Source organism: Dickeya fangzhongdai, assembly GCF_002812485.1.
Lineage (GTDB): Bacteria > Pseudomonadota > Gammaproteobacteria > Enterobacterales > Enterobacteriaceae > Dickeya > Dickeya fangzhongdai.
On record NZ_CP025003.1, the window covers coordinates 4,313,832 to 4,338,544 of the forward strand.

Consider the following 24,713-nt stretch of genomic DNA (forward strand, 5'->3'; position numbering starts at 1 on the left):
CTTCATGATGAAAAAAAGCGTAACAAATAGGATAAACGCCCGCCTTAACGAGACGGGCGTGAGGTAACGACTGCCAGCATGATGAGACTTTTCTTCACCTGCGTAAGGCGGGGAATGCGTATATCGTGCAATCCCCGCTAACGGTCAGTAACGCCGCTGCCACTCGTTGTCCATCAGCAACGTCGTCGGGCGCTGTTGCATCAGGCTACGGTAGAAAACGTCGTAGGCCAGTACATTTTTGACGTATCCCCGCGTCTCGGAAAACGGAATACTTTCCACAAACGCGATGGCGTCGATCCGACCGTCGCTGTCTTTCAACCAGTTACTCACCCGCGATGGCCCGGCGTTGTAGGCAGCGGATGCCAGAATGCGGTTCTGACCGAACGATTGATAAACATAATCCAGATAGCTGGTGCCAAGCTGGATATTCATCTGCGGATCCAGTAACTGACTGCTGTTGGTATAGCTGGCGATATTAAACATTTCGGCAGTGTGCTGCGCGGTGGCGGGCATCAGTTGCATCAGGCCGGCCGCCCCCACGGCGGAATGCGCTTGCGGGTTCCAGGCGCTTTCCTGACGGGCAATCGCCATGGCATAACTCTGGCTGATGCCCTTACCTTGCGTCGCCCGGCGGAAATCGTCATTCCATGCCAGCGGGAAGCGTTCCTCCAGATTGTCCCAGAGTTTCGCCACAATCGTGGCCTGAACACTCAAGTCATACCAATGCTGTTCGAACGCAAGACGCGCCAGCGCTTCCTGCTGCGGACGATCCCGGCTAGCCACCAGCCCCGCCCATTCGGAACGAGCCAGACTTTCCAGTCCCCAGAACATCAGCTCGCGTACCCGCGCCACTTCCGGTAACTGCCCAATCGAGCGCTCCGGTTTGGCGGCAATCATAATGGTCAGCGGATAGTTCACATTGAGCTTCTGCGCGGCGGCCATCGGGTAAAAACCGCGAATCGTCATCAATTCGCGCAGTTGGTTCTCGCCTTCCTGCTTTTGCCCTTGTTCGATCAGCAGTATCGCTCGCCAGTAGCGCCACTCATCCTTTTGCTGCACGTCGGCCGGCAAGCGCGCCATCCACTGCTTCAGCCCGGGCCGATCCCCCTGACCCAACGCCATACGGACGCGTCGTTCCAGCAGCGGCGCCGAGGCGCTGCGCAGAATTACGGCATCACGCCAGAGCGCCTGCTCCTCGGTGGTATCGCTGCCCATCAGACGCCAGGCGATGTCATCTTCCATGCTCTGGCGTTCCTGCGGGCGCATTTTCTGCAGGCGAATCAACTGCGGCAGCAATGCCCGCGCCTCATCCGGATCCTGACGGGCAATGCGGCTGAACGCCGATAATACCGCTCTCCGGGTAAAATCCGTCGGGCCGACAGAGCGGGCGAAGCGCTCGATCGTTTTAGGATTGCTTTGCAATCTCAGCAACGCATCGGTGATGGTCTTGTAATCTGCCGGCAATTGTCTGGAAAGATGATTCACCAGACCTGCGCTGCCCGCATCCATCGCCAGTCGCATCCGTTCAAGAACCATTAACGACGTCAATCCGCCTTGCTGCTGCCAGGCAGAGAATAGCTTGTCACAGGTCGGCGGCAATGAACGACCGGTCAGCCAGATTTCGCGGGTCTGCTCCCAGACGCCTTGCGGTTGCCCCACCATGACTTTGGCATACAGATAGTTGCAGAGAGAGGCGACCGGCTTCGGTTGCTCCGGGCTGAACACCAGCAGCCCATTCCAGTCCTGACGACGAGCCAGTTCATTGATAAAGCTGTTATTGAGCGTACGCACCGCAGGCAGTGTCGGGTGCGAAGCCATAAACTGTTTGACCTGCGCCTCGCTGACCGTCGATAAATCCTGCGTCAGCGCTCGGTATTCCAGATAAGGGTAAAGCGGGTAATCACGTAGCGTCGGCATTAATTGGGAAACCACATCCATCTGGTTATTATCCCACGCGGACTTTATTTGCTGATAACGCTGCCGCTGCTCATCCAGAGAATCCGCCAACGCCTGGCACGATACCCCAATGAGACACAGTGCGGCGGCCACATATCGCCAATACCCTAATTTGAACATAACTGCCCTGACCTCACTCGTTATCGTTTCCGCCATTACCGCCGAACGCCGTCATTAATGTTCACGGCCATCGTTCATACCCGTGACGGCTGCATTGCATTGACTAACGTTGGTTTTTTCAAACTAAATCAGTGTGGCATATCCTGCCCGGCAACGATACGCCGAAAGCAGCTTAAAACAGAACGAAATTCGCAGCGTTAACATCCTTTTACCAGAGCGCCCGCAGTTTCGGCTGATATTCGTCCCAATGGTTCCATCATGGGTGGAAGCTGCATCGCAGAGTCAACAACACGATGACGGGATGGCTGGGATCATGCAGCGAAAACAGCTAAACTCCGTCAACAGTAAATTCCTTTTGCCGGCGGGGCGTCAGCGCGCTTCCGGTATCATGCCCCTACAGGCGCCATGCTTTAATGGCATAACGCTAAACTGGACAGAAAGAGGCTCAGAGCAACGTGGCTCAATACGTTTACACCATGCACCGCGTCGGCAAGGTTGTTCCGCCGAAGCGTCATATCCTGAAAAATATTTCCCTCAGTTTTTTCCCGGGCGCCAAAATCGGCGTGCTGGGTCTGAACGGGGCGGGTAAATCCACCCTGCTGCGCATCATGGCGGGGATTGATAAAGACATCGAAGGCGAAGCCCGCCCACAGCCGGGGATCAAAATCGGCTATCTGCCTCAGGAACCCCAGTTAAATCTGGAACATACCGTCCGTGAAGCGGTTGAAGAGGCTGTCAGCGAAGTGAAACGCGCGCTGACCCGTCTGGACGAAGTCTATGCCGCCTATGCCGACCCGGATGCCGACTTCGACAAGCTGGCGAAAGAACAGGGCGAGCTGGAATCGATTATTCAGGCCCACGACGGCCACAACCTTGATAACCAGCTTGAGCGGGCCGCCGATGCGCTGCGCCTGCCGCCGTGGGAAGCGAAAATCGCCAACCTCTCCGGGGGCGAACGCCGTCGCGTCGCAATCTGCCGCCTGTTGCTGGAAAAACCGGACATGCTGCTGCTCGACGAACCCACCAACCACCTGGATGCGGAATCGGTCGCCTGGCTGGAGCGTTTCCTGCACGACTACGAAGGTACCGTAGTTGCCATCACCCATGACCGTTACTTCCTCGATAACGTTGCCGGCTGGATTCTGGAACTGGACCGCGGCGAAGGGATTCCGTGGGAAGGCAACTACTCGTCCTGGCTGGAACAGAAAGACCAGCGTCTGGCACAGGAAGCCTCCACCGAAGCCGCTCGTCGCAAATCCATCGAGAAAGAGCTGGAGTGGGTGCGTCAGAATCCGAAAGGCCGTCAGGCCAAAGGCAAAGCGCGTCTGGCTCGTTTCGACGAACTCAACAGCGTCGAATACCAGAAACGCAACGAAACCAGCGAACTGTTCATTCCGCCTGGCCCGCGCCTTGGCGACAAAGTGCTGGAAGTGCAGAACCTCACCAAATCCTACGGTGACCGGGTGCTGATTGATAACCTGTCGTTCGCCATCCCGAAAGGCTCCATCGTCGGGATTATCGGCCCCAACGGCGCAGGTAAATCGACCCTATTCCGTATGTTGTCCGCGCAGGAACAACCGGACTCCGGCACGATCTCGCTGGGCGAAACGGTGCAACTGGCGTCGGTGGATCAGTTCCGCGACAAGATGGACGGCAGCAAGACCGTATGGGAAGAAGTCTCCGGCGGTCAGGACATCATGCGTATCGGCAATTTCGAGATTCCGAGCCGCGCCTATGTCGGCCGTTTCAACTTCAAAGGCGTCGATCAGGGCAAACGTATCGGGGAGCTCTCCGGCGGCGAACGTGGTCGCGTACACCTGGCAAAACTACTGCAGGTTGGCGGCAACATGCTGCTGCTTGACGAACCGACCAACGACCTGGATATAGAAACCCTGCGCGCGCTGGAAAACGCCCTGCTGGAATTCCCCGGTTGCGCCATGGTGATTTCCCATGACCGCTGGTTCCTGGACCGTATCGCCACCCACATCATCGACTATCAGGATGAAGGTAAGGTGGAATTCTTTGAAGGCAACTTCACAGAATACGAAGAGTACAAGAAACGTACTCTGGGTGCGGAAGCGCTGGAGCCGCATCGTATCAAGTACAAGAAAATGGCGTGACAGTCCGTCTGCCACCTGTCACGGTCAAGACGCCGTGACAGCAAAAGCCCGCCAACCGGCGGGCTTTTTCATTGTCAGCGTTAAACCACCTCCTGGGAGGTGGTAACTGTTTTGACCATTTTCATTCGATCGCATTTGATTCCATCAGATATGTGGCCTGCTGATGACCGCCACACATCACTGCAATCAGAACGTTTCCCAGTTCTGGTCGTTACGGCCTGATCTGCCCGCACCAAGAGCGGCTACCGCCGGCACCGGCTGAGCGACCGGCCGGGATGGCAACGAGGCGCGGACCGGCTCGTTTTCCTTGTGGTGTCTCAGCTTGAAGACCGCCACCGCCTGAGTCAAACGTTCAGCCTGTGATTCCAGCGAGACGGCGGCGGCCGAAGCCTCCTGCACCAGCGCGGCGTTCTGCTGGGTTGTGCCTTCCATCTCCAGCACGGCCTGATTCACCTGACCGATGCCTCGGCTTTGCTCATCAGACGCTGAAGCAATTTCCCCCATGATATCCGTCACGCTGACTACCGCTTTCACAATCTCTTCCATCGTACTCCCGGCTCTGGCAACCAGTTCCGAACCGGTATCCACCAGCCTGCCGGATTCGCCAATCAGAGATTCGATTTCTTTCGCCGCCTGCGCACTACGCTGCGCCAGACTACGCACCTCTCCGGCAACCACCGCGAAGCCCCGGCCCTGCTCGCCAGCGCGTGCAGCCTCTACGGCGGCGTTCAGCGCCAGAATGTTGGTCTGGAAAGCAATGCTATTGATAACACTGGTAATTTCAGAGATTTTCTTCGAGCTGGACGAAATATCCCCCATCGTCTTCACCACATCCTGAACGATATTGCCGCCCTGCTCCGCCTTACCGGAGGCGTTGCGCGCCAGCTGGCTGGCATGGTTGGCGTTATCCGAGTTCTGTTTCACCGTGGAGGTCAGTTCCTCCATGCTGGCCGCCGTCTGCTCCAGCGCCGCCGCCTGTTGTTCCGTGCGGGAAGAAAGATCGACGTTGCCGGCGCTGATTTCGGAAGCGCCCTGATAAATAGAGTCAGCGCCTTCACGAACCACCGTCACGGTGTTGGTCAACGACTCCTGCATATGCTGCAGGTTTTGGCCCAGAATACCGATTTCGTTACGCCCCAGATTTTCGGCCGGCTGCGTCAGGTCACCCTGCGCAATTTTCTGGATACGGGTAATCAGCACATTGACCGGCACCAGAATCGCCCGGCGGATCACCAGATAAGTCAACGCTGCCAGCAGAATAGACAGAATGAACGACACGCCCATCAGGATATTCCCCAGACGAGCATTATCAGAAGCCAGCGTATTAATATTGTTCGCATGGTCCGTCAGGTATTTCACTTCCTTTCGTACCTGCATGGCATAACTGGTATCCAGCTGGCGCGCCAGCGAGGTTTCCAGCTCAATGGTGCTTTCGAATTCGCCGTTACGCACAAACTCCACCATCGGCACCATTACTTTGTCCCGATAGGCGGTGTAATTGGTGGTCAGGTCAGCATCCAGCGCCTTCTCTTCATCCGACTTATCGGTACGAGCCATATAGTCATCAAAGCGTTTCTGCGAGCTTTTGATGCGCTCCATGCCTTCATTGAAAGCCTGATTGTAGGAATCCTTATCACCAATACGCGATGCGGCTACAGCCTGCACCAGCAACTGGCGGGAAACACGGAAATTGTCCATGCTGCTGCTGATCCCGGCACGGATCTCGGACACCAGATTAGCCCGCCCCAGAGAGGCATTACTCTGTTTGAGAAAATAACTGGCAGTACCAATTGAGAGGGCAAACAGAATCAGAATAATGGTTAACAGCGTGATAAAGAGCGTCACAAGACGAATGTTATTTATGGAAGAGATATTCCCTTTTTGTTCTGCCATTCCGATTTCTCACTTTCACTACAGGATGCTGATCACTTCCGCCGCGTCAACAGCAGAAGCACGTATAGCTTTGCGCCATTCACTCTTTCCTGACAAACACCGACCACTGCACGTAAGCGCCTAAAAAGGCAACAGACGTCACACAGGAGCAGGAAAACAAAACAACATTTTAATTTAATTGCATTGTTGTTTCTTTAAAAAAGAAAAACCGTGATGACTGTAGCATGCTCTGCTGATAAGTGGTCAACAGAAACGGTCAGGTTCCTTTTTCTGGCCGAGTTATTCATGCGTGGCAGGGACATAAACCGGAAAAACCGCGTTTGCAGCCAGAAGATGCAAGATTTGAAGCTATGAAGTTATTAAGGTTTCACGGTTTCAAACCGCTGAGGTTTAAAAACCACCAGGTTTGAAGCCATTAAGGCAAGCAATAACGTTCTCTGACGAGGCAGACGGGCAGCGTGTAATCACGCGTGATCAAATCTCCGGCTCCGTGGAGAACGAGATACAGCTTAACGAGCAGAATAATCACACAATGCCTCAAAACTCAGGGCAAAATCAATAAAGCAGTTCAGGGCGGGCGAATTCAGTTTGCGTCCGGGATAAATCAGATACAGATCGTTGGTATCCGCCCGCCACCCAGGCAGCAGGCAGACCAGTTCGCCACGGTCCAACTGCTCTCGGCACAGGAACTCCGGCAACAACGTAATGCCGCCGCCGGCCAGCGCGCAGGCTCGGGCATACAGCAAATTATCGGTAATATGCGACTGCGGCAGCCGCCAGAGGAAATACTCCGCTTCATGGTGAAATCCCCACTCCGGCCAGGCTCGATGTGCAATACACCGGTGCGACTGCAATTCACGCGGATGCGCGATCGGCGTGGAGCCAGCCAGATACCCGGCCGACGCGACCAGATAATGCGGCACCCGCCCCAGCGAGCGGCCAATCAGCGAAGAATCCTGCGGCTTGCCGGTGCGCAGCGCGGCGTCAAACCCTTCCTCCACCAGATCGATTACCCGGTCGGCAACAATGATATCCAGCGAAACCGCCGGAAAGCGCGACTGAAACTCCGCGGTCAGGCGCGCCAGCAGGGTAGCCCCCAAGCCGGCCGGACTGGTGATCCGCAAACGCCCGCTGGGGTTATCGCGCAAATGCTGCATCGCCATCTCGGCGCGTTCGCTGGCTTGTCGCATCTCCCGGCAATGCACCAGATAGCGTTCGCCGGCAAAGGTCAGGTTGAGCTTGCGGGTGGTGCGGTTAAACAGCCGCAGCCCCAGCGACTGCTCCAACTGACTGATGCGCAGGCTAAGGCTCGACTTGGCCATGCCCGCCTGTCTGGCGGCTTCGGTAAAACTGCCGCATTCCGCCACCAGCGTAAATAGCGCCATATCCTGTAATTGTTTGAACATAATTGTTCTTCATAGCCGAACACTTCGTTAGTAATTGTCCATCTTATCAGCACTATCGACAGGTTCTACACTGTTATGCAGTCCAACACGTAACAATGGAAAAACGCATCATGACAGTAAAAGCAATAGCCGTTGACCCCAGACAACCCGAGAACTTCGTAGAAATCACCGCCGAATTACCGCAACCCGGCGAGCACGACCTGCTGGTAGCCGTAAAAGCGGTATCGGTTAACCCGGTAGATACCAAAGTTCATGCCGGGTTGCGTCGGGACGGCCTGCAACATCCGCGCATTCTTGGGTGGGACGCCAGCGGCGTGGTGATCAAGGCCGGCTCAGCGGTAAGCGGTTTTCAACCTGGGGACGAAATCTGGTATGCGGGCGATATCACCCGCCCCGGCAGCAACAGCACGCACCAACTGGTCGATGCGCGTATCGCCGCGCATAAACCCGCCACGCTGGACTGGGCTGAAGCAGCCGCCCTGCCGCTGACGGCCCTAACCGCCTGGGAAGGATTATTCGAGCATCTGAAAATTCAGGACGCGGCTAAAGGTAAAACGCTGCTGATTATCGGCGGCGCCGGCGGCGTCGGTTCGCTGGCTATTTCTCTGGCGGCGCAGCGCAGCGAAGCGACGATCATCGCTACCGCTTCCCGTCCCGACTCCGCACAATGGTGCCGCGACCGGGGCGCGCATCTGGTGGTGGATTATCGCCATCTGGTGGATGAATTGAAAAAGCAGAATATTGAGCAGGTCGATTACATTTTCTGCCTGAATGACACCGACGGCCATTGGGATGCCATCAGCCGGTTAATCGCACCGATGGGGCACATCTGCACCATCGTGGAAAACACCCGGCCGTTGGACCAGAATCAACTTAAGCTGAAAAGCGCGGCGCTGCACTGGGAATTCATGTTTACCCGCAGCATGTTCACTACGCCGGACATCGCGCGTCAGGGAGAAATCCTGCGCGAGGTGGCGCAACGGGTGGATAGCGGCGAATTGCAGGGCACCCTCAGCCAGACGTTTAACGGACTGACGACGACAACGCTGAAACAAGCGCACGATGCCGTACTGGCCGGTCATATGCGCGGCAAGGTCGTAATCACGCTGTAGCGCCAAACCAGCGTAAAAAAAGCCAGCCCGGTGGGCTGGCTTCCTCATCAAGCCGAATTATCGGTTACAACCGGCCGGCACTCGCACTTAGTACAGCAAACGGGCGCGAATGGTGCCAGGGATGGATTTCATCAGTTGCAGCGCGGTGTCGGCGCCGTCGGTTTCCACATCGATAACCACATAACCGATTTCCGGGCTGGTCTGCAGATACTGCGCCGCAATGTTGATGCCCTGCTCGGCAAAAATGTGGTTAATCTGCGTCATGATACCCGGGCGGTTTTCATGAATGTGCAGCAGACGGCTGGCGCGGTCGCTGTGCGTCGGCAGCGACACTTCCGGGAAGTTGACGGCAGACAACGTGGAGCCATTGTCGGAATACTTCACCAGCTTACCGGCGACTTCATCACCAATGTTCTCCTGTGCTTCTTCAGTAGAGCCGCCGATGTGCGGCGTCAGAAGCACGTTATCGAACTCGCACAGCGGCGACAGGAACGGATCGCTATTGGTCGCCGGTTCCTGCGGGAACACGTCGATAGCCGCGCCGGAGAGGTGCTTGCTGGCAAGCGCATTGCTCAGCGCCGGAATGTCCACCACGGTGCCGCGCGATGCGTTGATCAGGATAGAACCCGGCTTCATCAGCGCCAGTTCCTCGGCGCCGATCATATTCTGGGTGCTGTCGGTTTCCGGCACATGCAGGCTGACCACATCGCTCATGTTCAGCAGATCGGACAAATGACGTACCTGTTGGGCGTTGCCCAGCGGCAATTTGCTTTCGATATCGTAGAAATAAACGTGCATCCCCAGGCTTTCGGCCAGAATACCCAGTTGGGTACCGATGTGACCGTAACCAATAATGCCCAGTTTCTTACCACGCGCTTCAAAGCAGCCAACCGCCTGTTTGTGCCAGATACCACGGTGAGCTTTGGCGTTGGCGGTCGGAATGCCGCGCAGCAGCAGCAGCAATTCGCCGATCACCAGTTCGGCCACGGAACGGGTATTGGAAAAAGGCGCGTTGAAGACCGGAATACCGCGTTTGGTCGCGGCCGGCAGTTCAACCTGATTGGTGCCGATGCAGAAACAACCAACGGCCACCAGTTTCTCGGCAGCGGCGAAAACCTCTTCCGTCAGATGCGTGCGCGATCGAATCCCCACAAAGTGCGCATCGCGAATCGATGCTTTCAGCGCTTCCGGGTCAAGCGCCCCCTTATGGTATTCAATATTGGTGTAACCTGCGGCGCGCAGATTCTCCAGCGCATTCGGGTGTACACCCTCCAGCAGCAGAAACTTAATCTTGTCTTTTTCCAGTGATACCTTTGCCATTTCCCGACCTTATTTTCAGACTTCAGATATGACGGTTTGCAAACCGGTCTCTGCAAACATAACAAAAAATACGCAAGCGGCAATACAAACGATTGCCTGCCCATTTTTTCGCGCCACCTCGCTCAGACGGTTTCATGGCAAAAAATACTGCCAACCACCAGCCGGACCACACAGGGATGATGCGAAATAAGAAAAACTGATATTAAGTACCAAAAATGAGCCGTTAAGAATAGCCGGATTTTTTAGATAAAAAAATCCGGCCGCCGTTAGCGTCACCGGATGTGGGCAAGAAACAACAACGAGTTATTTCAGGCGAACCGTTTTCACCCCGTCGGATGAGCCTACCAGCGCGACATCCGCGCCGCGATTGGCGAACAATCCTACCGTCACCACGCCGGCCAGCCCATTGATACGGTTTTCCATCGCCACCGCATCGGACAGATCCATGTTATGCACATCCAGAATGATGTTGCCGTTGTCGGTAATCACGCCGTCGCGGTATACCGGCTGCCCGCCCAGCTTGACCAGTTCGCGGGCCACGTAGGCGCGCGCCATCGGGATCACTTCCACCGGCAGCGGAAAACGTCCCAGCACATCCACCTGTTTGGACGCATCGACAATACACACAAACTGACGAGCGATCGCCGCCACGATTTTTTCCCGGGTCAACGCCGCGCCGCCGCCCTTGATCATCTGCATGTGCGGGTTGATTTCATCCGCGCCATCCACGTAGACATCGAGCACATCGACGTCATTGCAGTCAAAGACCGGGATCCCCAAACTTTTAAGCTTGGCGGTGGAAGCGTCCGAGCTGGAAACTGCGCCTTCGATCTGATGTTTGATCGAACCCAGCGCATCAATAAAGTGGGCGGCGGTGGAGCCGGTGCCCACGCCAACAATAGTACCGGGGCGAACATAGTCGAGTGCGGCCCAGCCAACGGCTTTTTTCAGTTCATCCTGCGTCATGGTGTGCTTGTGCCTGTAGCTACGAAAACGTGTGCGTATTATAGGGCATGGCATGCTCAAAAGCAGAGGGTTGTACCCTGAGCGCGGCAATATTTCAGCTTCCGCGCGCAGAGTCAGGCGATTTTTTTCGGCGGCGCATCACAAAAATGTGGCATATTGCCGAAATGGTTTTTACGCAAAGGAATCTTCACCTTCATGAAACGCCCGGACTATCGCACCCTTCAGGCGCTGGACGCCGTGATCCGTGAGCGAGGCTTTGAACGCGCCGCACAAAAACTCTGTATTACACAGTCCGCCGTCTCGCAGCGCATCAAACAGCTGGAGAACCTATTCGGCCAGCCGCTGCTGGTGAGAACGATTCCGCCGCGTCCGACCGAGCAAGGGCAGAAGCTGCTGGCGCTGTTGCATCAGGTTGAATTGCTGGAAGAAGAGTGGCTGGGCAACGAAAATAGCAGCGAAACGCCGCTGTTGCTGTCGCTGGCGGTCAACGCCGACAGCCTGGCGACCTGGCTGCTGCCCGCGCTGCAACCGGTGCTGGTGGATTCGCCGATCCGGCTGAATCTGCAGGTGGAAGATGAAACCCGCACCCAGGAGCGCCTGCGCCGGGGTGAAGTGGTGGGCGCGGTGAGTATTCAGCCTCAGCCGTTGCCAAGCTGTCTGGTGGATAAACTGGGCGCGCTGGACTACCTGTTCGTCGCGTCGCCGGGATTCGCCAACCGTTACTTCCCGAACGGCGTGACCCGCTCCGCGTTGCTGCGCGCGCCGGTGGTGGCGTTCGACCATCTGGATGACATGCATCAGGCGTTTTTGCAGCAGAACTTCGATCTGCCGCCCGGCAGCGTACCCTGCCACATCGTTAACTCGTCCGAAGCCTTCGTTCAGCTCGCTCGTCAGGGCACCACCTGCTGTATGATCCCCCATTTGCAAATCGAGAGAGAACTGGCCAATGGCGAGCTGATCGACCTGACGCCGGGACTGTTCCAGCGCCGCATGCTGTACTGGCATCGTTTTGCGCCGGAAAGCCGGATGATGCGGCAGGTCACCGACGCCCTGCTCACGCATGGGCGTCAGGTTCTGCGCCAGTCCTGACGTTAAAAACCGCAGCCCTATTCAGTCTATTTTAGGGCTGCGCCGCGCCCGGCTCAGGGGGCGCGTTGCAGTTCAAACACCACATCCACCTGATCGTCAAAGTGAATGGTCTGTTGTTCGTAGGTCTGAGAGACTTCGCTTTGCGCCACCATGTCGGCAGTTTTGAACATGCGGGCGACCGGCACCGGCTGATAATTGGCGACGTGATAGCGGATGCTGTAGACAGGCCCCAGCGTGGCGTTAAACCCGCTAGCCAGCGACTGCGCCTGCTGCGTTGCCTGTTCTATCGCTTTTTTGCGCGCCTGCTCGCGGTAGGCGTCCGGATTGGCGACGCCCAGATCCACCGCCCGAATCTCGTTAAGACCGGACTTGAGCGCGCCGTCCAGCAGTTCATTGAGTTTGTCCAGCTGACGTAATGTCACCTCCACCTGGCGCACCGCCCGGTAGCCTTTCAGCACCGAACCGCCGTTTTTCAGGTAGTCGTACTCCGGCTGCGTGCGCAGGTTGGCGGCGTTAATATCTTTTTTATCGATACCGCTTTTATCAAGAAAAGCAAAATATTGCGCGACCCGCTCATCCACCTGCTTTTTGGCGTCGGACACATCCTTGGATGAAACGCTGACTTCTATCGCCAGCCGGGCGATATCCGGCGTCGCATCGACGCTGGCGGTGCCGGAAGTCACGATGTGCGGCCCGCTGGGTAATTCATTGCCGGCCTGAACCGTCATCGACGACAGACCAATACCAAGCAGAGTGGTCAGTGCCAGAACTTTCAGCTTCACGTTATCCCCTTTGCATGTGAGTGAATGACAAAGCCTACCGCGGGCAGGCTCCATTCAATATAGGCGAATGTCCGAATACCGGTTAAGAATGACGTAACCGGATGAAAACCGGACGAAGACGCTTACGCCGACGGCGTAAAGCCCAGCTCGTGAGAAATGTTCCGGGCGGTTTCCTGCAACGGCGCGACCAGCGCATCAATGCCGATCTGCTGCAAACGCGCCATCGACAGCGAAATGGAAACGGCATAAACCACCCGGTGCTGAATATCAAACACCGGCGCGGAAATACAGGAGACGCCCAGTTCATTCTCTTCCCGATCCATTGCCAGCCCCTGGCGACGAATCTCCGCCAGTTCCCGCTCCATGTCGGGTAGTTCGATGATGGTATTGTCGGTCAGCGGACGAATGCTGTCCTGATGGGTATGCCAGTATTCGGCCGGGTAGTCATCTGCGCCATAGGCCATGAAAATCTTGCCCATCGCCGAACTGTGCAGAGACATATGCTGGCCGATATAAGCACGGGTACGCATCATGCCGGTGGTGGGTTCCAGCTTGTAAATCAGGATGGCGTGGTCGTCTTCACGGGTTGAAAAATTGACGGTCTCGCCCACCGTCAGGTTGAGTTCTTCAAGGTGCGGCGCCGCCACGTGCAACACATTCAGCGACGAAAGCGCCTTCTGCCCGATAGCGATGAACTTGGTGGTCAGACGATAGCTGCCCGGCTGCCGTGCCGGCGCGACATAACCGCACCCGGCCAGCCCTTGCAACAAACGGTGGACGGTGCTTTTGTTCATGCCGGACAACTCGGCAATCCGCGCCAGCGGGCACCCGTTGGGGTAATCGCTCAGTATTTCGATCAACTGCAAACCGCGAAACAGGCTTTGGCTACCCAGCGGCTTTTCCGCCTTCCCCTCTTCATCAATGCTATGTTCATTTATCACGTCTGATCTTCCTCATCATAACGCCCGTCAGGACATCAACCTCTGACGGGACGGGGACCATCATGAAACAGCATTTTATGTGATGCAATAGAGGAAACCGCCTCCGCACCGTCATCAGGTGCCGACCGGAGGCGTGTTGTTACAGCGTAGGCGCGCCCTGGGAGCCCGTCTTCGCCGAAGAAGCGGTCTGATGCAGGTGCACGTCCATCTGCGGGTAGGGAATACCGATACGGTGTTCATCCAACGCGCGTTTGAAGCTTTCCAGCAGGTCCCAGTACACCGCCGCCGCATCGCCGTTGGTGGTCCATACCCGCACGACGAAATTGAGCGAGGAAGCACCCATTTCATTTAAACGAATGGTGACGCCCTTATCCTGCTGGATGCGCGTATCCGCCGCCACAATGTCGCCCAGTACCTTTTTCACCACATCGATATCCGCGTCATACGCCACGCCGACAATAATTTCGGTGCGGCGATCCGGCTCACGGGAACTGTTGGTGATATTGCCGGCGATAATCTTGCCGTTCGGCACCACGATGACTTTACCGTCGGCGGTCAGCAACGTGGTGGAAAAAATCTGCACCTGCGTCACCGTACCGGCGACTCCGCCCAGATCCACCGATTCGCCGGTACGAAACGGCCGGAACACCACCAGCAGCACCCCGGCGGCAAAGTTCGACAGCGAGCCTTGCAACGCCAGACCGACCGCCAGGCCGGCGGCGCCCAGTACGGCAATGACCGATGCGGTCTGCACCCCGACCCGGCTTAACGCCGCGATCAGCGTGAAAGCGATGATACCGTAGCGCACCAGCGCGGACAGAAAATCCGCCACCGTGACGTCGATGCCGCGAGCCACCATCAGCCGGTTTATCGTGTTCGACATAATGCGGGCGATAAGCATCCCGATGCACAGGATCACCAGCGAAGCGACAATATTCACCGCGTACTGCAGCAAGATATGTTGGTTGTTTACCAGCCATGACTGCAGGCGACCCATGCTTTCGGCTACGTTGAGTTCTTCCATCTGTTCGCTCCTGTTAGCGTTATTAGCGTCATCTGTGCGCAGATAAAATTAAGGCTCCCGTAGGAGCCTTAGTCAAACCATACTGAGAAAATTACAGCACGTCGATCGCGTTCAGTTCTTTAAACGCTTTTTCCAGACGAGCTACCATGCTCGCCTGACCGGCACGCAGCCAGACACGCGGGTCATAGTATTTCTTGTTCGGCTTGTCGCTGCCTTCCGGGTTGCCCAGCTGGCCCTGCAGATAGCCTTCGTTTTTCTTGTAGTAGTTCAGGATGCCTTCCCAGGTCGCCCACTGGGTGTCGGTGTCGATGTTCATCTTCACCACACCGTAGCTGACCGCTTCGGCGATTTCTTCCGCAGAAGAACCGGAACCGCCGTGGAATACGAAATCCAGGCTGTTGTGCGGCAGGTTGAATTTTTTGGACACGAATTCCTGAGAGTTGCGCAGGATTTTCGGCGTCAACTGAACGTTACCCGGCTTGTACACGCCGTGTACGTTGCCGAAGGACGCCGCGATGGTGAAACGCGGGCTGATGGCGTTCAGTTTTTCGTAGGCGTAAGCCACGTCTTCCGGCTGGGTGTACAGCGCGGAGTTGTCCAGATGGCTGTTGTCCACGCCGTCTTCTTCGCCGCCGGTGCAACCCAGTTCGATTTCCAGCGTCATGTCCAGTTTGGCCATACGCGCCAGATACTTGCTGCAAATCTCGATGTTTTCTTCCAGAGATTCTTCAGACAGGTCGATCATGTGGGAAGAGAACAGCGGTTTACCCGTGGCGGCATAGTGCTTCTCGCCGGCGTCCAGCAGGCCGTCCAGCCACGGCAGCAGTTTCTTCGCGCAATGGTCAGTGTGCAGAATCACCGGCACGCCATAATGCTCAGCCAACTGATGTACATGGTGAGCGCCAGAAATCGCACCCAGAATTGCCGCCTGCTGACCTTCAGCTTTCAGACCTTTACCAGCGGTAAATACAGCGCCGCCGTTGGAGAACTGAACGATTACCGGCGCGCGCACTTTGGCTGCGGCTTCCAGAACGGCGTTAATAGAGTCGGTACCGACACAGTTAACCGCCGGCAATGCAAAGTGGTTTTCTTTGGCAATTGCGAATACTTTCTGAACGTCATCACCCGTGATGACACCAGGTTTTACGAAATCAAAGATTTTAGACATGTCACGTGTCCTGTTTCGTTGGCCGTGGAGGGTTAGAGATTTGTCTGTTGCTACTTACCGACATAACCGCGATTGTGCCGGCATCATTACGCTTTACTGCACGATTTACTTGCTGGTTGCCCGGCCGCTGACCGGGCAACCGGAAGCGGGCGTGTTTCCCGCTTCGGATAACGGATTAAAACCGCTTACTGACGAGCGCGCTCTTCCAGCATTACCACCGCCGGCAGTTTTTTACCTTCCACGAACTCCAGGAAAGCGCCGCCACCGGTAGAAATATAGGAGATCTTGTCGGCAATGCCGAACAGATCGATCGCCGCCAGCGTATCGCCGCCGCCAGCGATGGAGAACGCGTCGCTGTTGGCGATGGCATTGGCGATGATTTCCGTACCTTTACGGAAGTTCGGGAATTCGAATACGCCGACCGGGCCATTCCACAGAATAGTTTTGGCGTTTTTCAGAATTTCAGCCAGACGCTCTGCGGACACATCGCCCAGGTCCAGAATCTGTTCATCATCTTTAATGGCGGCAACGGATTTCAATGTCGCCGTGGCAGTTTCGGAGAATTCCGTAGCAACGCGAACGTCGCTTGGTACCGGAATATCACAGGTTTCCAGCAGTTTCTTCGCTTCCGGAATCAGTTCTGCTTCATACAGCGATTTACCGACGTTATGGCCCTGAGCGGCCACGAAGGTATTGGCGATACCGCCGCCGACGATCAGCTGGTCAGCGATTTTGGACAGCGAGTCCAGCACGGTCAGTTTAGTGGAAACTTTAGAACCGCCCACGATAGCGACCATCGGACGGGCCGGGTTGCCCAGCGCTTTGCCCAGCGCTTCCAGTTCGTCGGACAGCAGCGGACCGGCACAGGCGATCGGCGCGAATTTGCCCACGCCGTGGGTAGAAGCCTGGGCGCGGTGCGCGGTACCGAACGCATCCATCACGAACACGTCGCACAGCGCGGCGTATTTTTTGGACAGGACTTCGTCGTCTTTCTTCTCGCCTTTGTTGAAGCGGACGTTTTCCAGCACCACCAGTTCGCCTTCCGCCACGTCAACGCCGTCCAGGTAGTCTTTCGCCAGACGCACCGGTGAAGACAGGCGATCTTTCAGGTAGTTCACGACCGGCAGCAGGGAGAATTCTTCGTTGTACTCACCTTCGGTCGGACGGCCCAGGTGGGATGTCACCATCACGCGGGCACCCTGCTTCAGGGCGATTTCAATGGTCGGCAGGGAAGCGCGGATACGGGCGTCAGACGTCACTTTGCCATCTTTAACCGGCACGTTCAGATCCGCACGGATCAGCACGCGTTTGCCAGCCAGATCCAGGTCGGTCATCTTAATTACAGCCATGGTGAATCCTCTTGTTGATTCTCTTTAAAGTTGCTTGAGTGAGGCGTCGGTCTCCCGGCGCCGCCTATCAGAAACCGCAGGCCGCCATCGCCCGAGTTGTATCCAACATCCGGTTGGCAAAGCCCCATTCGTTATCGCACCAGACCAGCGTCTTGATCAGATGCCCTCCGCTGACCCGGGTTTGCGTTCCATCCACAATCGCGCTATGCGGGTCATGGTTGAAATCCACGGAAACCAACGGCAAATCGGTATAGTCAACTATACCACGAAATGTATTCTGCGCTGATTGACGAAACAGCGTATTGATTTCACTTACGTTTACCGCGTTTTTCACACTGACGCTCAGGTCAATGGCCGTCACATTGATGGTCGGCACCCGCACCGAAATCGCCTCAAAACGGTCTTCAAATTTCGGAAAGAAACGGGTAATGCCCACCGCCAGTTTGGTGTCCACCGGGATGATCGACTGGCTGGCCGCACGGGTGCGCCTCAGGTCATGGTGATAAGCGTCAATCACCGGCTGGTCGTTCATCGATGCATGGATCGTGGTGACAGTGCCGCTCTCGATGCCGTACGCATCGTCCAGCAGCTTGATAATCGGAATAATACAGTTGGTGGTGCAGGACGCGTTGGACACCAGACGGTGAACCGGCTGCAAATCCGGATGGTTGACGCCGTACACGATGGTGGCGTCGAGATCCGGCGCGCCGGGGTGGGAGAACAACACTTTCTTCGCCCCCGCCGCCAGATGGGCTTCGCCATCGGCGCGACTGCCATATACCCCGCTGCAATCCAGCACGATATCGACGCCAAGCTCCCCCCACGGCAGGGAACGAAGGTCCGGCTCATGCAACAGGCGGATAGTGTCATCCCCTACCGACAAACGATCGCATTCCTGACGCACATCCCACGAAAAGCGGCCATGACTGCTGTCGTATTTAAGCAGGTGGGCAATCCCTTCGGCGTTGGCCAGTTCGTTAATCGCCACTACCGCAATCTCGGCCCGCCGACCGGACTCATACAACGCGCGCAGTACGCTACGACCTATGCGACCAAAACCGTTTATCGCAATACGGATTGTCATGAAATTCCCTGTGTAGTGATAAAAGCATCGCGCATCATAGAATAATCAGTACGTCGTCAGGAATAAACCGCTTGTTGCGCGCGGTGGGCTGCGAACCGAATCCTATTGGGATCCCGACGGCCAAATGCTGTCACACCAACAACTGAAACGCTTCAGCTAGCATAAACGAATTGCCGGTCAAAGGAAATATGGCGACAGGGCGGATGCCAGAAGAGTGATCTGCGTCAAAAAATTACCGCACGGTTTGCTACCAAAAAGCTGACGGGATCAAAAAAGGCCGGGAGACGATCCCGGCCTTGCATGAGAGGCTAACAAAGCGATGTGCTTATTTCAGCAGCGCTTTCGCCTTCGCTACCACGTTGTCGGTGGTGAAGCCAAATACGTCGAACAGTTTTTCTGCCGGCGCGGATTCGCCAAAGCTTTCCATACCGACAATCGCGCCATTCAGACCGACATATTTGTACCAGTAGTCAGCGATGCTGGCTTCGATCGCCACACGGGCAGCCACAGCAGACGGCAGTACCGCTTCACGGTAGGCTGCATCCTGTTTGTCGAACGCATCGGTAGACGGCATGGACACCACGCGCGCCTTAACGCCTTCGTCGGTCAGTTTCTGCCAGGCGGCAACCGCCAGTTCCACTTCAGAACCGGTCGCGATCAGAATCAGCTGCGGCTGGCCGCCGCTGTCTTTCAGCACATAGGCGCCTTTGGCGACGTCCGCCAACTGCTGAGCGGTACGATCCTGCTGCGCCAGGTTCTGACGAGACAGGATCAGCGCCGTCGGGCCGTCTTTGCGCTCAATGGCGTATTTCCAGGCCACCGCGGTTTCTACCTGATCCGCCGGGCGCCAGGTGCTCATGTTCGGCGTCACGCGCAGGCTGGCCAGCTGTTCCACCGGCTGGTGGGTCGGGCCGTCTTCGCCCAGCCCGATAGAGTCGTGGGTGTAGACATAGATGCTGCGCACTTTCATCAGCGCCGCCATACGTACCGCGTTACGGGCATATTCAACGAACATCAGGAAGGTCGCGGTGTACGGCACGAAGCCGCCGTGCAGCGAGATACCGTTGGCGATAGCGGTCATGCCGAATTCGCGCACGCCGTAGTGGATGTAGTTGCCTGCCGGGTCTTCATTCAAGGCTTTGGAACCGGACCAAATGGTCAGGTTGCTCGGCGCCAGGTCGGCGGAACCGCCCAGGAATTCCGGCAACAGCTTGCCATAGGCTTCCAGCGCGTTTTGCGAGGCTTTACGGCTGGCGATCTTGGCCGGATTGGCCTGCAGTTGTTCGATCACCTTAGCCGACTCCGCCTGCCAGCTAGCCGGCAGTTCGCCGCTAACGCGACGGGTGAATTCGGCAGCCAGTTCCGGATAAGCGCTGGCGTAAGCGTTGAACGCCTGTTGCCAGGCCGCTTCTTTGCTCTGACCGGCTTGGCGGGCATCCCAGGCGGCGTAGATATCAGCCGGGATTTCAAACGGACCGTATTTCCAGCCCAGCTGTTCGCGGGTGGCGGCCACTTCGGCGTCGCCCAGCGGCGCGCCGTGGGAATCGTGGGTGCCGGCCTTGTTCGGCGAACCGAAACCGATCACGGTCTTGCACAGCAGCAACGACGGTTTGTCGGTCACGCTCTGCGCTGCTTTGATGGCGCGCTGGATAGCGTCGGCGTCGTGGCCGTCAACACCGCGCACTACATGCCAGCCGTAGGATTCGAAACGGGCGGCGGTGTCATCGGTAAACCAGCCCTCGATGTGGCCGTCGATGGAAATGCCGTTGTCGTCGTAGAAGGCGACCAGTTTGCCCAGTTTCAGGGTCCCGGCCAGCGAACAGACTTCATGGGAAATCCCTTCCATCATGCAACCGTCACCCAGGAACACATAGGTGTGGTGGTCAACGATGTCATGACCCGGACGGTTGAACTGCGCCGCCAGCGTGCGCTCGGCAATCGCCATACCGACTGCGTTGGCGATCCCCTGGCCCAACGGGCCGGTGGTGGTTTCCACGCCCGGCGTATAACCCACTTCCGGGTGACCCGGCGTTCTGGAGTGCAACTGGCGGAAGTTTTTCAGTTCTTCAATCGGCAGATCGTAACCGGTCAGGTGCAGCAGGCTGTAGATCAGCATGGATGCGTGGCCGTTGGACAGCACGAAGCGGTCACGGTTGGCCCAGTGCGGGTTGGCCGGATTGTGGTTCAAATGGTCACGCCACAGGACTTCGGCGATATCCGCCATACCCATCGGTGCGCCCGGATGACCAGATTTGGCCTTCTGCACGCCATCCATACTCAACGCACGGATAGCATTGGCAAGTTCTTTACGAGAGGACATGCTTTACTCCAGATCGGATTGAACAGTTGCCTGTCGAACATAAAACATATTAATCAATGTGTTAGCTCAAAAAGGCAAAGAAAAGATATCCACAAATGTACATGAAAACCCGGCCGATTGCACATGGAACAGCAAGCGGAAAAAACGCACGGATCTGCTGACATGCAGGCCGGATAGCAGGCTTTTCGCTTTATCAGGGCGGTTTTATTCGTTCCAGCTCACACGATGTAGCAGCTTTGCCTGTTTACGCCCGCGATTTTTCATTACATTTGGGCGGTATAATTTTGCACGGATATAATCGCAGCACTCACCGGGGCGGCGGTTCGTCTGGCTCGGGGCGAGCGCGTCCGCTAAACAATCACGCGGCATCCATCAGAAAGATTGATAAAAAAAGGCATCCCCAGGGATGCCTTTTGGTGTTACTGGCCGGAGTTTATCCCCGATTAATGCGCGGCGGCCTCATGCCCGTGCAGACGGTGACGGGTCACCAGCCCCAGCAGGAAGCACATCACGAACACCACAAAATACAGTCCGTTGGCGGTCACCAGTGCGGCATGCACGCCAAAGTGCTGCACGATCGGCCCGGTGACGATAAAGGTCAGCATGGTCCCGACCGTTCCGCAGGTCAGAATGAAGTTCACCAGTTTCGGCGACGGTACTTTAGTCTGCTGGGAACCCAGCGTAATCAGCGTGGTGTAGATAGCGCTGGAAATAAAGCCCAGGCCGAAGATGAAGTATTTCAGCAGTTGGGGCTGATCGCTGCTCACGAACAGGTACATCGCCCCGGCGGCCAGAATAGCCAGTACGGTAACGACGCGCTGCAAATCAAAGAATTTGAGCACAAAGCTAAACACCCACATGCCGATCATGTACGACGTCCAGAAACTGCTGACCAGTTCGCCGGCATCGCCGATGCTCATGCCAAAGGATTTGGTCACATATTCCGGCACCCACTGGATAAACGCCAGTTGTCCCAGGATGTAGCACAGCGCGGCGATCGACAGAAATACTACGCCCATGCCCCATTTTTCCGTCTCGACAGCCGTTTTCTGAGCGCTGGTTTTATCCGTGCCGATGGCGGGGAAGTCAGACAACAGCGTCAGCACCAGAATCGCCACGTACAGCAGCCCGATACAGGCGTAAATCCAGTACCAGCCGAAATGGCGGGACAATAATGCCGCGGCCACAATCGGGAAAATCATGCCGGCCATACTGAAAAACGAATCGGTGAACAGCAGACGGGCGCCACGCTGGCGGCCGGAATACAGTTGCGTAATCAGGAAGGTGCCGATCGACATGGTAATGCCGCTGACCACGCCCAGCGTAAACATACAGACGGAAAAGACAGCCAGCGATTTACCCACGAACAGCCCGATGATCGACAGCACGATCAGGACAAAACCGAAGACCAACTGTTTTTTCAGCGGGAAAATATCCATCAGCCACACATTGAGGAAAATGGACAGCAAAATACCGGCGTTCAGAAACGTAAAGGTATTGCTCATATTGGCTATCGGAACATTGAAGTACTGGGCGATATCACCCATGACCATACCGGTCACGATAACCAGCGCACCGGTCAACGCATAGGAAAAGCAGCTGGTAAAAAATAGCCGCTGACGATTCAGATCAGACATATACCCTTTCCTGTCATCAAATATGAAAAGCGCAATGCCATACCACATTCAGTATCGGTATTGCGCCACAACGTTATCATCAAAGTATTTATAAGCCGTATGCAACAACATACTAACTGGAACCCGATTCCGCAGAGCAATCAGAACCGGCTATTCTGCCACCCTGAAAAAGAAAAAGGTTGAGCACCTCTTCAGTACTCAACCTTTCCGTACGAAATATTATTCGTCTTCCAGATACGTATAACCGTACAAGCCGGTTTCAAATTCTTCAAGGAATTGTGCTTGCAGTTCCGGCGCCAGATCGGTTTCCTTGACCTGATCGCGGAAGCGGGACATCAGCACGTCCGGATCCAACTGCACATATTCCAGCATATCGGCCACGGTGTTGCCTTCGTCCGACTCTTCCAGTTCGACGGTGCCGTCCTGGAATACGAACACGTCCACGGTGGAGGTGTCGCCGAACAGGTTATGCATGTTGCCGAGAATTTCCTGATAAGCGCCGACCATGAAAAAGCCCAGCAGCGGCGGGTTTTCCGGGTCATACGGCGGCATCGGCATGGTGGTGGCGACGCCGTCGCCGTCGACATAGTGGTCGATGGCGCCATCGGAATCACAGGTGATATCCAGCAGCACCGCACGACGCTGCGGCGGCTTGTCCAGCCCTTCCAGCGGCAGCACCGGGAACAACTGATCGATCCCCCAGGCATCCGGCATCGACTGGAACAGCGAGAAGTTGACGTACAACTTGTCCGCCATACGTTCCTGCAGTTCATCGATAATCGGCCGGTGGGCGCGGTTGCTCGGATCAAGCTGCTGCTGAATCTGCTGACAGATATTGAGATACAGCTGCTCCGCCTGCGCGCGTTGGGTCAAATCCAGCATGCCGTGGGTGTATTGAGTGTGGATGTCGTGCAGGTCCATCTGGCTGTCGTGCAGCCACTCGCGTAAAGAGCGACGGTTGCCCGGCTCCTTGATTTCCTGCCAGGTATTCCACAGGCTTTCCAGCGCGCGCGGCGCGTCTTCATCCGGCGCTACCGGTTCGCTGAATTCGTTGCGCTCCACCCCGATGATGTTGGACACCAGTACGGTGTGATGCGCGGTGACGGCGCGTCCGGATTCGGTGATCACCGTCGGGTGCGGCAGACCGTATTCGTTACAGGCGTCGCCGATACCCCAAATGACGTTGTTGGCGTATTCGTTCAGGCCGTAGTTGACCGAACAGTCGGACTGCGAGCGGGTTCCTTCATAATCGACGCCCAGACCGCCGCCCACGTCAAAGCATTGGATGTTGACGCCCAGCTTGTGCAGTTCGACGTAGAAACGCGCCGATTCACGCACGCCAGTCGCGATATCGCGGATGTTCGCCAACTGTGAGCCGAGATGGAAGTGCAGCAGTTGCAGGCTGTCGAGGCGATTGGCCTTGCGCAGCAGTTCTACCAGTTGCAGTACCTGCGTCGCCGCCAGGCCGAACTTGGATTTCTCGCCGCCGCTCGACTGCCATTTGCCGGAGCCCTGCGATGCCAGACGAGCGCGCACGCCCAAACGCGGCACCACGTTCAGCCGCTCGGCTTCTTCCAGCACCATGTTGATTTCCGACATCTTTTCGATGACCAGATACACCTTGTGGCCCAGCTTTTCGCCGATCAGCGCCAAACGGATGTACTCGCGATCTTTATAGCCGTTGCAGACGATTACGGAGCGGGTCATACCGGCGTGGCCCAGCACCGCCATCAGTTCGGCTTTGGAACCCGCCTCCAGTCCCAGCGGCTCGCCTGAATTGATCAACGATTCAATCACGCGGCGATGCTGGTTAACTTTGATGGGATATACCAGGAAATAGCCGCCTTCATAGCCGAAGGACTCACGCGCGCGTTTAAACGCCGCGTTGATGGAGCGCAGACGGTGCTGCAAAATCTGCGGGAAGCAGAATAGCGCTGGCAGACGCTGGTTGCCCTGTTGACGGGTTTTCACCAGCTTGGCCAGGTCAACGCGCGCTTCCGGCACATCCGGATCCGGGCACACGCTGATGTGCCCCAGCTCGTTGACGTCGTAATAGTTGTTGCCCCACCAGGCAATATTATAGGTTCTCAGCATCTCGCTGGCGTCGCGGTCATTCATGGCTACCTCCTGCATGGAGCGCAGATGATCGTGTTTACCCGCCGCTGACGAGTACGGTTGAATCATATCGTCAGACATGGCGATCCCCTTCTTCCACTTCTTGATGAATAATCACATTTTTTCCCGCAACAAACACCGGCGGCACGGCAAAAGCGCGCAACGTCGGCAGTGAAAAACCCGACGGGCAGTAGTATGCCGCCGTTTTATGACTCTTATTAGTGTAAAACACGATGTCAGACTCCGAGGTTCGGGTCGGTGAAAACCAGGGAAAACATCACCAGGAAGAATGCAAACGCATTCACTGGCGC

At 56.4% G+C, this 24,713-nt stretch carries 18 protein-coding genes; 3 read left to right on the forward strand and 15 right to left on the reverse strand.

Going from position 1 to position 24,713, the window contains the following annotated elements:
• Positions 1-144: 144 nt before the first annotated feature.
• Positions 145-2,076, reverse strand: a complete 1,932-nt coding sequence (sltY, locus tag CVE23_RS19305) for a murein transglycosylase (protein WP_100850177.1) — start codon at positions 2,074-2,076, stop codon at positions 145-147.
• Between the two features lie 455 nt (positions 2,077-2,531).
• Between sltY and ettA the strand changes: the two genes are divergently transcribed.
• Positions 2,532-4,196 carry an energy-dependent translational throttle protein EttA gene (gene ettA / locus CVE23_RS19310; RefSeq protein ID WP_038665495.1) on the forward strand — a complete coding sequence of 555 codons (1,665 nt, stop codon included), beginning with the start codon at positions 2,532-2,534 and terminating at the stop codon, positions 4,194-4,196.
• Positions 4,197-4,382: 186 nt separating this feature from the next.
• Here the strand turns inward: ettA and CVE23_RS19315 are convergent, their stop codons facing one another.
• The gene (locus CVE23_RS19315; RefSeq protein ID WP_049854703.1) at positions 4,383-6,089 is read right to left on the reverse strand and encodes a methyl-accepting chemotaxis protein; all 1,707 of its coding nucleotides are present in this window, start codon (positions 6,087-6,089) and stop codon (positions 4,383-4,385) included.
• 509 nt (positions 6,090-6,598) lie between these two features.
• Positions 6,599-7,495, reverse strand: a complete 897-nt coding sequence (locus tag CVE23_RS19320) for a LysR family transcriptional regulator (RefSeq protein ID WP_049854704.1) — start codon at positions 7,493-7,495, stop codon at positions 6,599-6,601.
• 110 nt (positions 7,496-7,605) lie between these two features.
• Between CVE23_RS19320 and CVE23_RS19325 the strand changes: the two genes are divergently transcribed.
• Complete coding sequence (locus CVE23_RS19325) at positions 7,606-8,607, forward strand: zinc-binding alcohol dehydrogenase family protein (protein WP_038921127.1); 1,002 nt, start codon at positions 7,606-7,608, stop codon at positions 8,605-8,607.
• An 87-nt stretch (positions 8,608-8,694) separates the two neighbouring features.
• On the opposite strand, the gene serA is transcribed toward CVE23_RS19325, so the two are convergent.
• Positions 8,695-9,927 (reverse strand): phosphoglycerate dehydrogenase, encoded by a 1,233-nt coding sequence (gene serA, locus CVE23_RS19330; protein ID WP_038920288.1) that lies wholly within the window; start codon positions 9,925-9,927, stop codon positions 8,695-8,697.
• 303 nt (positions 9,928-10,230) lie between these two features.
• Positions 10,231-10,893, reverse strand: a complete 663-nt coding sequence (rpiA, locus tag CVE23_RS19335) for a ribose-5-phosphate isomerase RpiA (RefSeq protein WP_049854705.1) — start codon at positions 10,891-10,893, stop codon at positions 10,231-10,233.
• 195 nt (positions 10,894-11,088) lie between these two features.
• On the opposite strand from rpiA, the gene CVE23_RS19340 reads away from it, so the two are divergent.
• Entirely contained in the window at positions 11,089-11,982 is an 894-nt protein-coding gene (locus tag CVE23_RS19340; RefSeq protein ID WP_038665480.1) for a LysR family transcriptional regulator ArgP, read from the forward strand.
• A gap of 53 nt (positions 11,983-12,035) precedes the next feature.
• Here the strand turns inward: CVE23_RS19340 and CVE23_RS19345 are convergent, their stop codons facing one another.
• From CVE23_RS19345 to CVE23_RS22915, 10 genes are all read right to left on the reverse strand, one after another.
• Positions 12,036-12,764: an oxidative stress defense protein gene (locus CVE23_RS19345; protein ID WP_100850178.1), complete on the reverse strand. Its 729-nt coding sequence runs from the start codon at positions 12,762-12,764 to the stop codon at positions 12,036-12,038.
• Positions 12,765-12,886: 122 nt separating this feature from the next.
• Complete coding sequence (locus CVE23_RS19350; RefSeq protein ID WP_167389581.1) at positions 12,887-13,687, reverse strand: IclR family transcriptional regulator; 801 nt, start codon at positions 13,685-13,687, stop codon at positions 12,887-12,889.
• A 157-nt stretch (positions 13,688-13,844) separates the two neighbouring features.
• Positions 13,845-14,729 (reverse strand): small-conductance mechanosensitive channel MscS, encoded by an 885-nt coding sequence (gene mscS, locus CVE23_RS19355; protein WP_100850180.1) that lies wholly within the window; start codon positions 14,727-14,729, stop codon positions 13,845-13,847.
• Positions 14,730-14,820: 91 nt separating this feature from the next.
• Positions 14,821-15,897 (reverse strand): class II fructose-bisphosphate aldolase, encoded by a 1,077-nt coding sequence (gene fbaA, locus CVE23_RS19360; RefSeq protein WP_024107364.1) that lies wholly within the window; start codon positions 15,895-15,897, stop codon positions 14,821-14,823.
• Between the two features lie 185 nt (positions 15,898-16,082).
• Positions 16,083-17,246 carry a phosphoglycerate kinase gene (gene pgk, locus CVE23_RS19365; RefSeq protein ID WP_038920293.1) on the reverse strand — a complete coding sequence of 388 codons (1,164 nt, stop codon included), beginning with the start codon at positions 17,244-17,246 and terminating at the stop codon, positions 16,083-16,085.
• Positions 17,247-17,313: 67 nt separating this feature from the next.
• On the reverse strand, positions 17,314-18,330 hold the full coding sequence (gene epd, locus CVE23_RS19370; RefSeq protein WP_038920294.1) for an erythrose-4-phosphate dehydrogenase: 1,017 nt from the start codon (positions 18,328-18,330) through the stop codon (positions 17,314-17,316).
• A gap of 325 nt (positions 18,331-18,655) precedes the next feature.
• Positions 18,656-20,650 (reverse strand): transketolase, encoded by a 1,995-nt coding sequence (gene tkt / locus CVE23_RS19375; protein WP_100850181.1) that lies wholly within the window; start codon positions 20,648-20,650, stop codon positions 18,656-18,658.
• A gap of 443 nt (positions 20,651-21,093) precedes the next feature.
• Positions 21,094-22,287, reverse strand: a complete 1,194-nt coding sequence (gene tsgA, locus CVE23_RS19380) for an MFS transporter TsgA (RefSeq protein WP_038920297.1) — start codon at positions 22,285-22,287, stop codon at positions 21,094-21,096.
• Between the two features lie 219 nt (positions 22,288-22,506).
• Positions 22,507-24,483 (reverse strand): biosynthetic arginine decarboxylase, encoded by a 1,977-nt coding sequence (speA, locus tag CVE23_RS19385; RefSeq protein ID WP_038665455.1) that lies wholly within the window; start codon positions 24,481-24,483, stop codon positions 22,507-22,509.
• Complete coding sequence (locus CVE23_RS22915) at positions 24,476-24,634, reverse strand: hypothetical protein (RefSeq protein WP_157987359.1); 159 nt, start codon at positions 24,632-24,634, stop codon at positions 24,476-24,478. Before CVE23_RS22915 ends, speA begins: the two co-directional genes overlap by 8 nt.
• Between the last annotated feature and the right edge of the window lie 79 nt (positions 24,635-24,713).

Excerpts from the sequence above, each read along its gene's own strand:
- sltY (WP_100850177.1), bottom strand. The coding sequence starts at position 2,076 with ATGTTCAAATTAGGGTATTGGCGATATGTGGCCGCCGCACTGTGTCTC.
- CVE23_RS19315 (WP_049854703.1), bottom strand. The coding sequence starts at position 6,089 with ATGGCAGAACAAAAAGGGAATATCTCTTCCATAAATAACATTCGTCTT.
- CVE23_RS19320 (WP_049854704.1), bottom strand. The coding sequence starts at position 7,495 with ATGTTCAAACAATTACAGGATATGGCGCTATTTACGCTGGTGGCGGAA.
- CVE23_RS19325 (WP_038921127.1), top strand. The coding sequence starts at position 7,606 with ATGACAGTAAAAGCAATAGCCGTTGACCCCAGACAACCCGAGAACTTC.
- serA (WP_038920288.1), bottom strand. The coding sequence starts at position 9,927 with ATGGCAAAGGTATCACTGGAAAAAGACAAGATTAAGTTTCTGCTGCTG.
- rpiA (WP_049854705.1), bottom strand. The coding sequence starts at position 10,893 with ATGACGCAGGATGAACTGAAAAAAGCCGTTGGCTGGGCCGCACTCGAC.
- CVE23_RS19340 (WP_038665480.1), top strand. The coding sequence starts at position 11,089 with ATGAAACGCCCGGACTATCGCACCCTTCAGGCGCTGGACGCCGTGATC.
- mscS (WP_100850180.1), bottom strand. The coding sequence starts at position 14,729 with ATGGAAGAACTCAACGTAGCCGAAAGCATGGGTCGCCTGCAGTCATGG.
- fbaA (WP_024107364.1), bottom strand. The coding sequence starts at position 15,897 with ATGTCTAAAATCTTTGATTTCGTAAAACCTGGTGTCATCACGGGTGAT.
- pgk (WP_038920293.1), bottom strand. The coding sequence starts at position 17,246 with ATGGCTGTAATTAAGATGACCGACCTGGATCTGGCTGGCAAACGCGTG.
- epd (WP_038920294.1), bottom strand. The coding sequence starts at position 18,330 with ATGACAATCCGTATTGCGATAAACGGTTTTGGTCGCATAGGTCGTAGC.
- tkt (WP_100850181.1), bottom strand. The coding sequence starts at position 20,650 with ATGTCCTCTCGTAAAGAACTTGCCAATGCTATCCGTGCGTTGAGTATG.
- tsgA (WP_038920297.1), bottom strand. The coding sequence starts at position 22,287 with ATGTCTGATCTGAATCGTCAGCGGCTATTTTTTACCAGCTGCTTTTCC.
- speA (WP_038665455.1), bottom strand. The coding sequence starts at position 24,483 with ATGTCTGACGATATGATTCAACCGTACTCGTCAGCGGCGGGTAAACAC.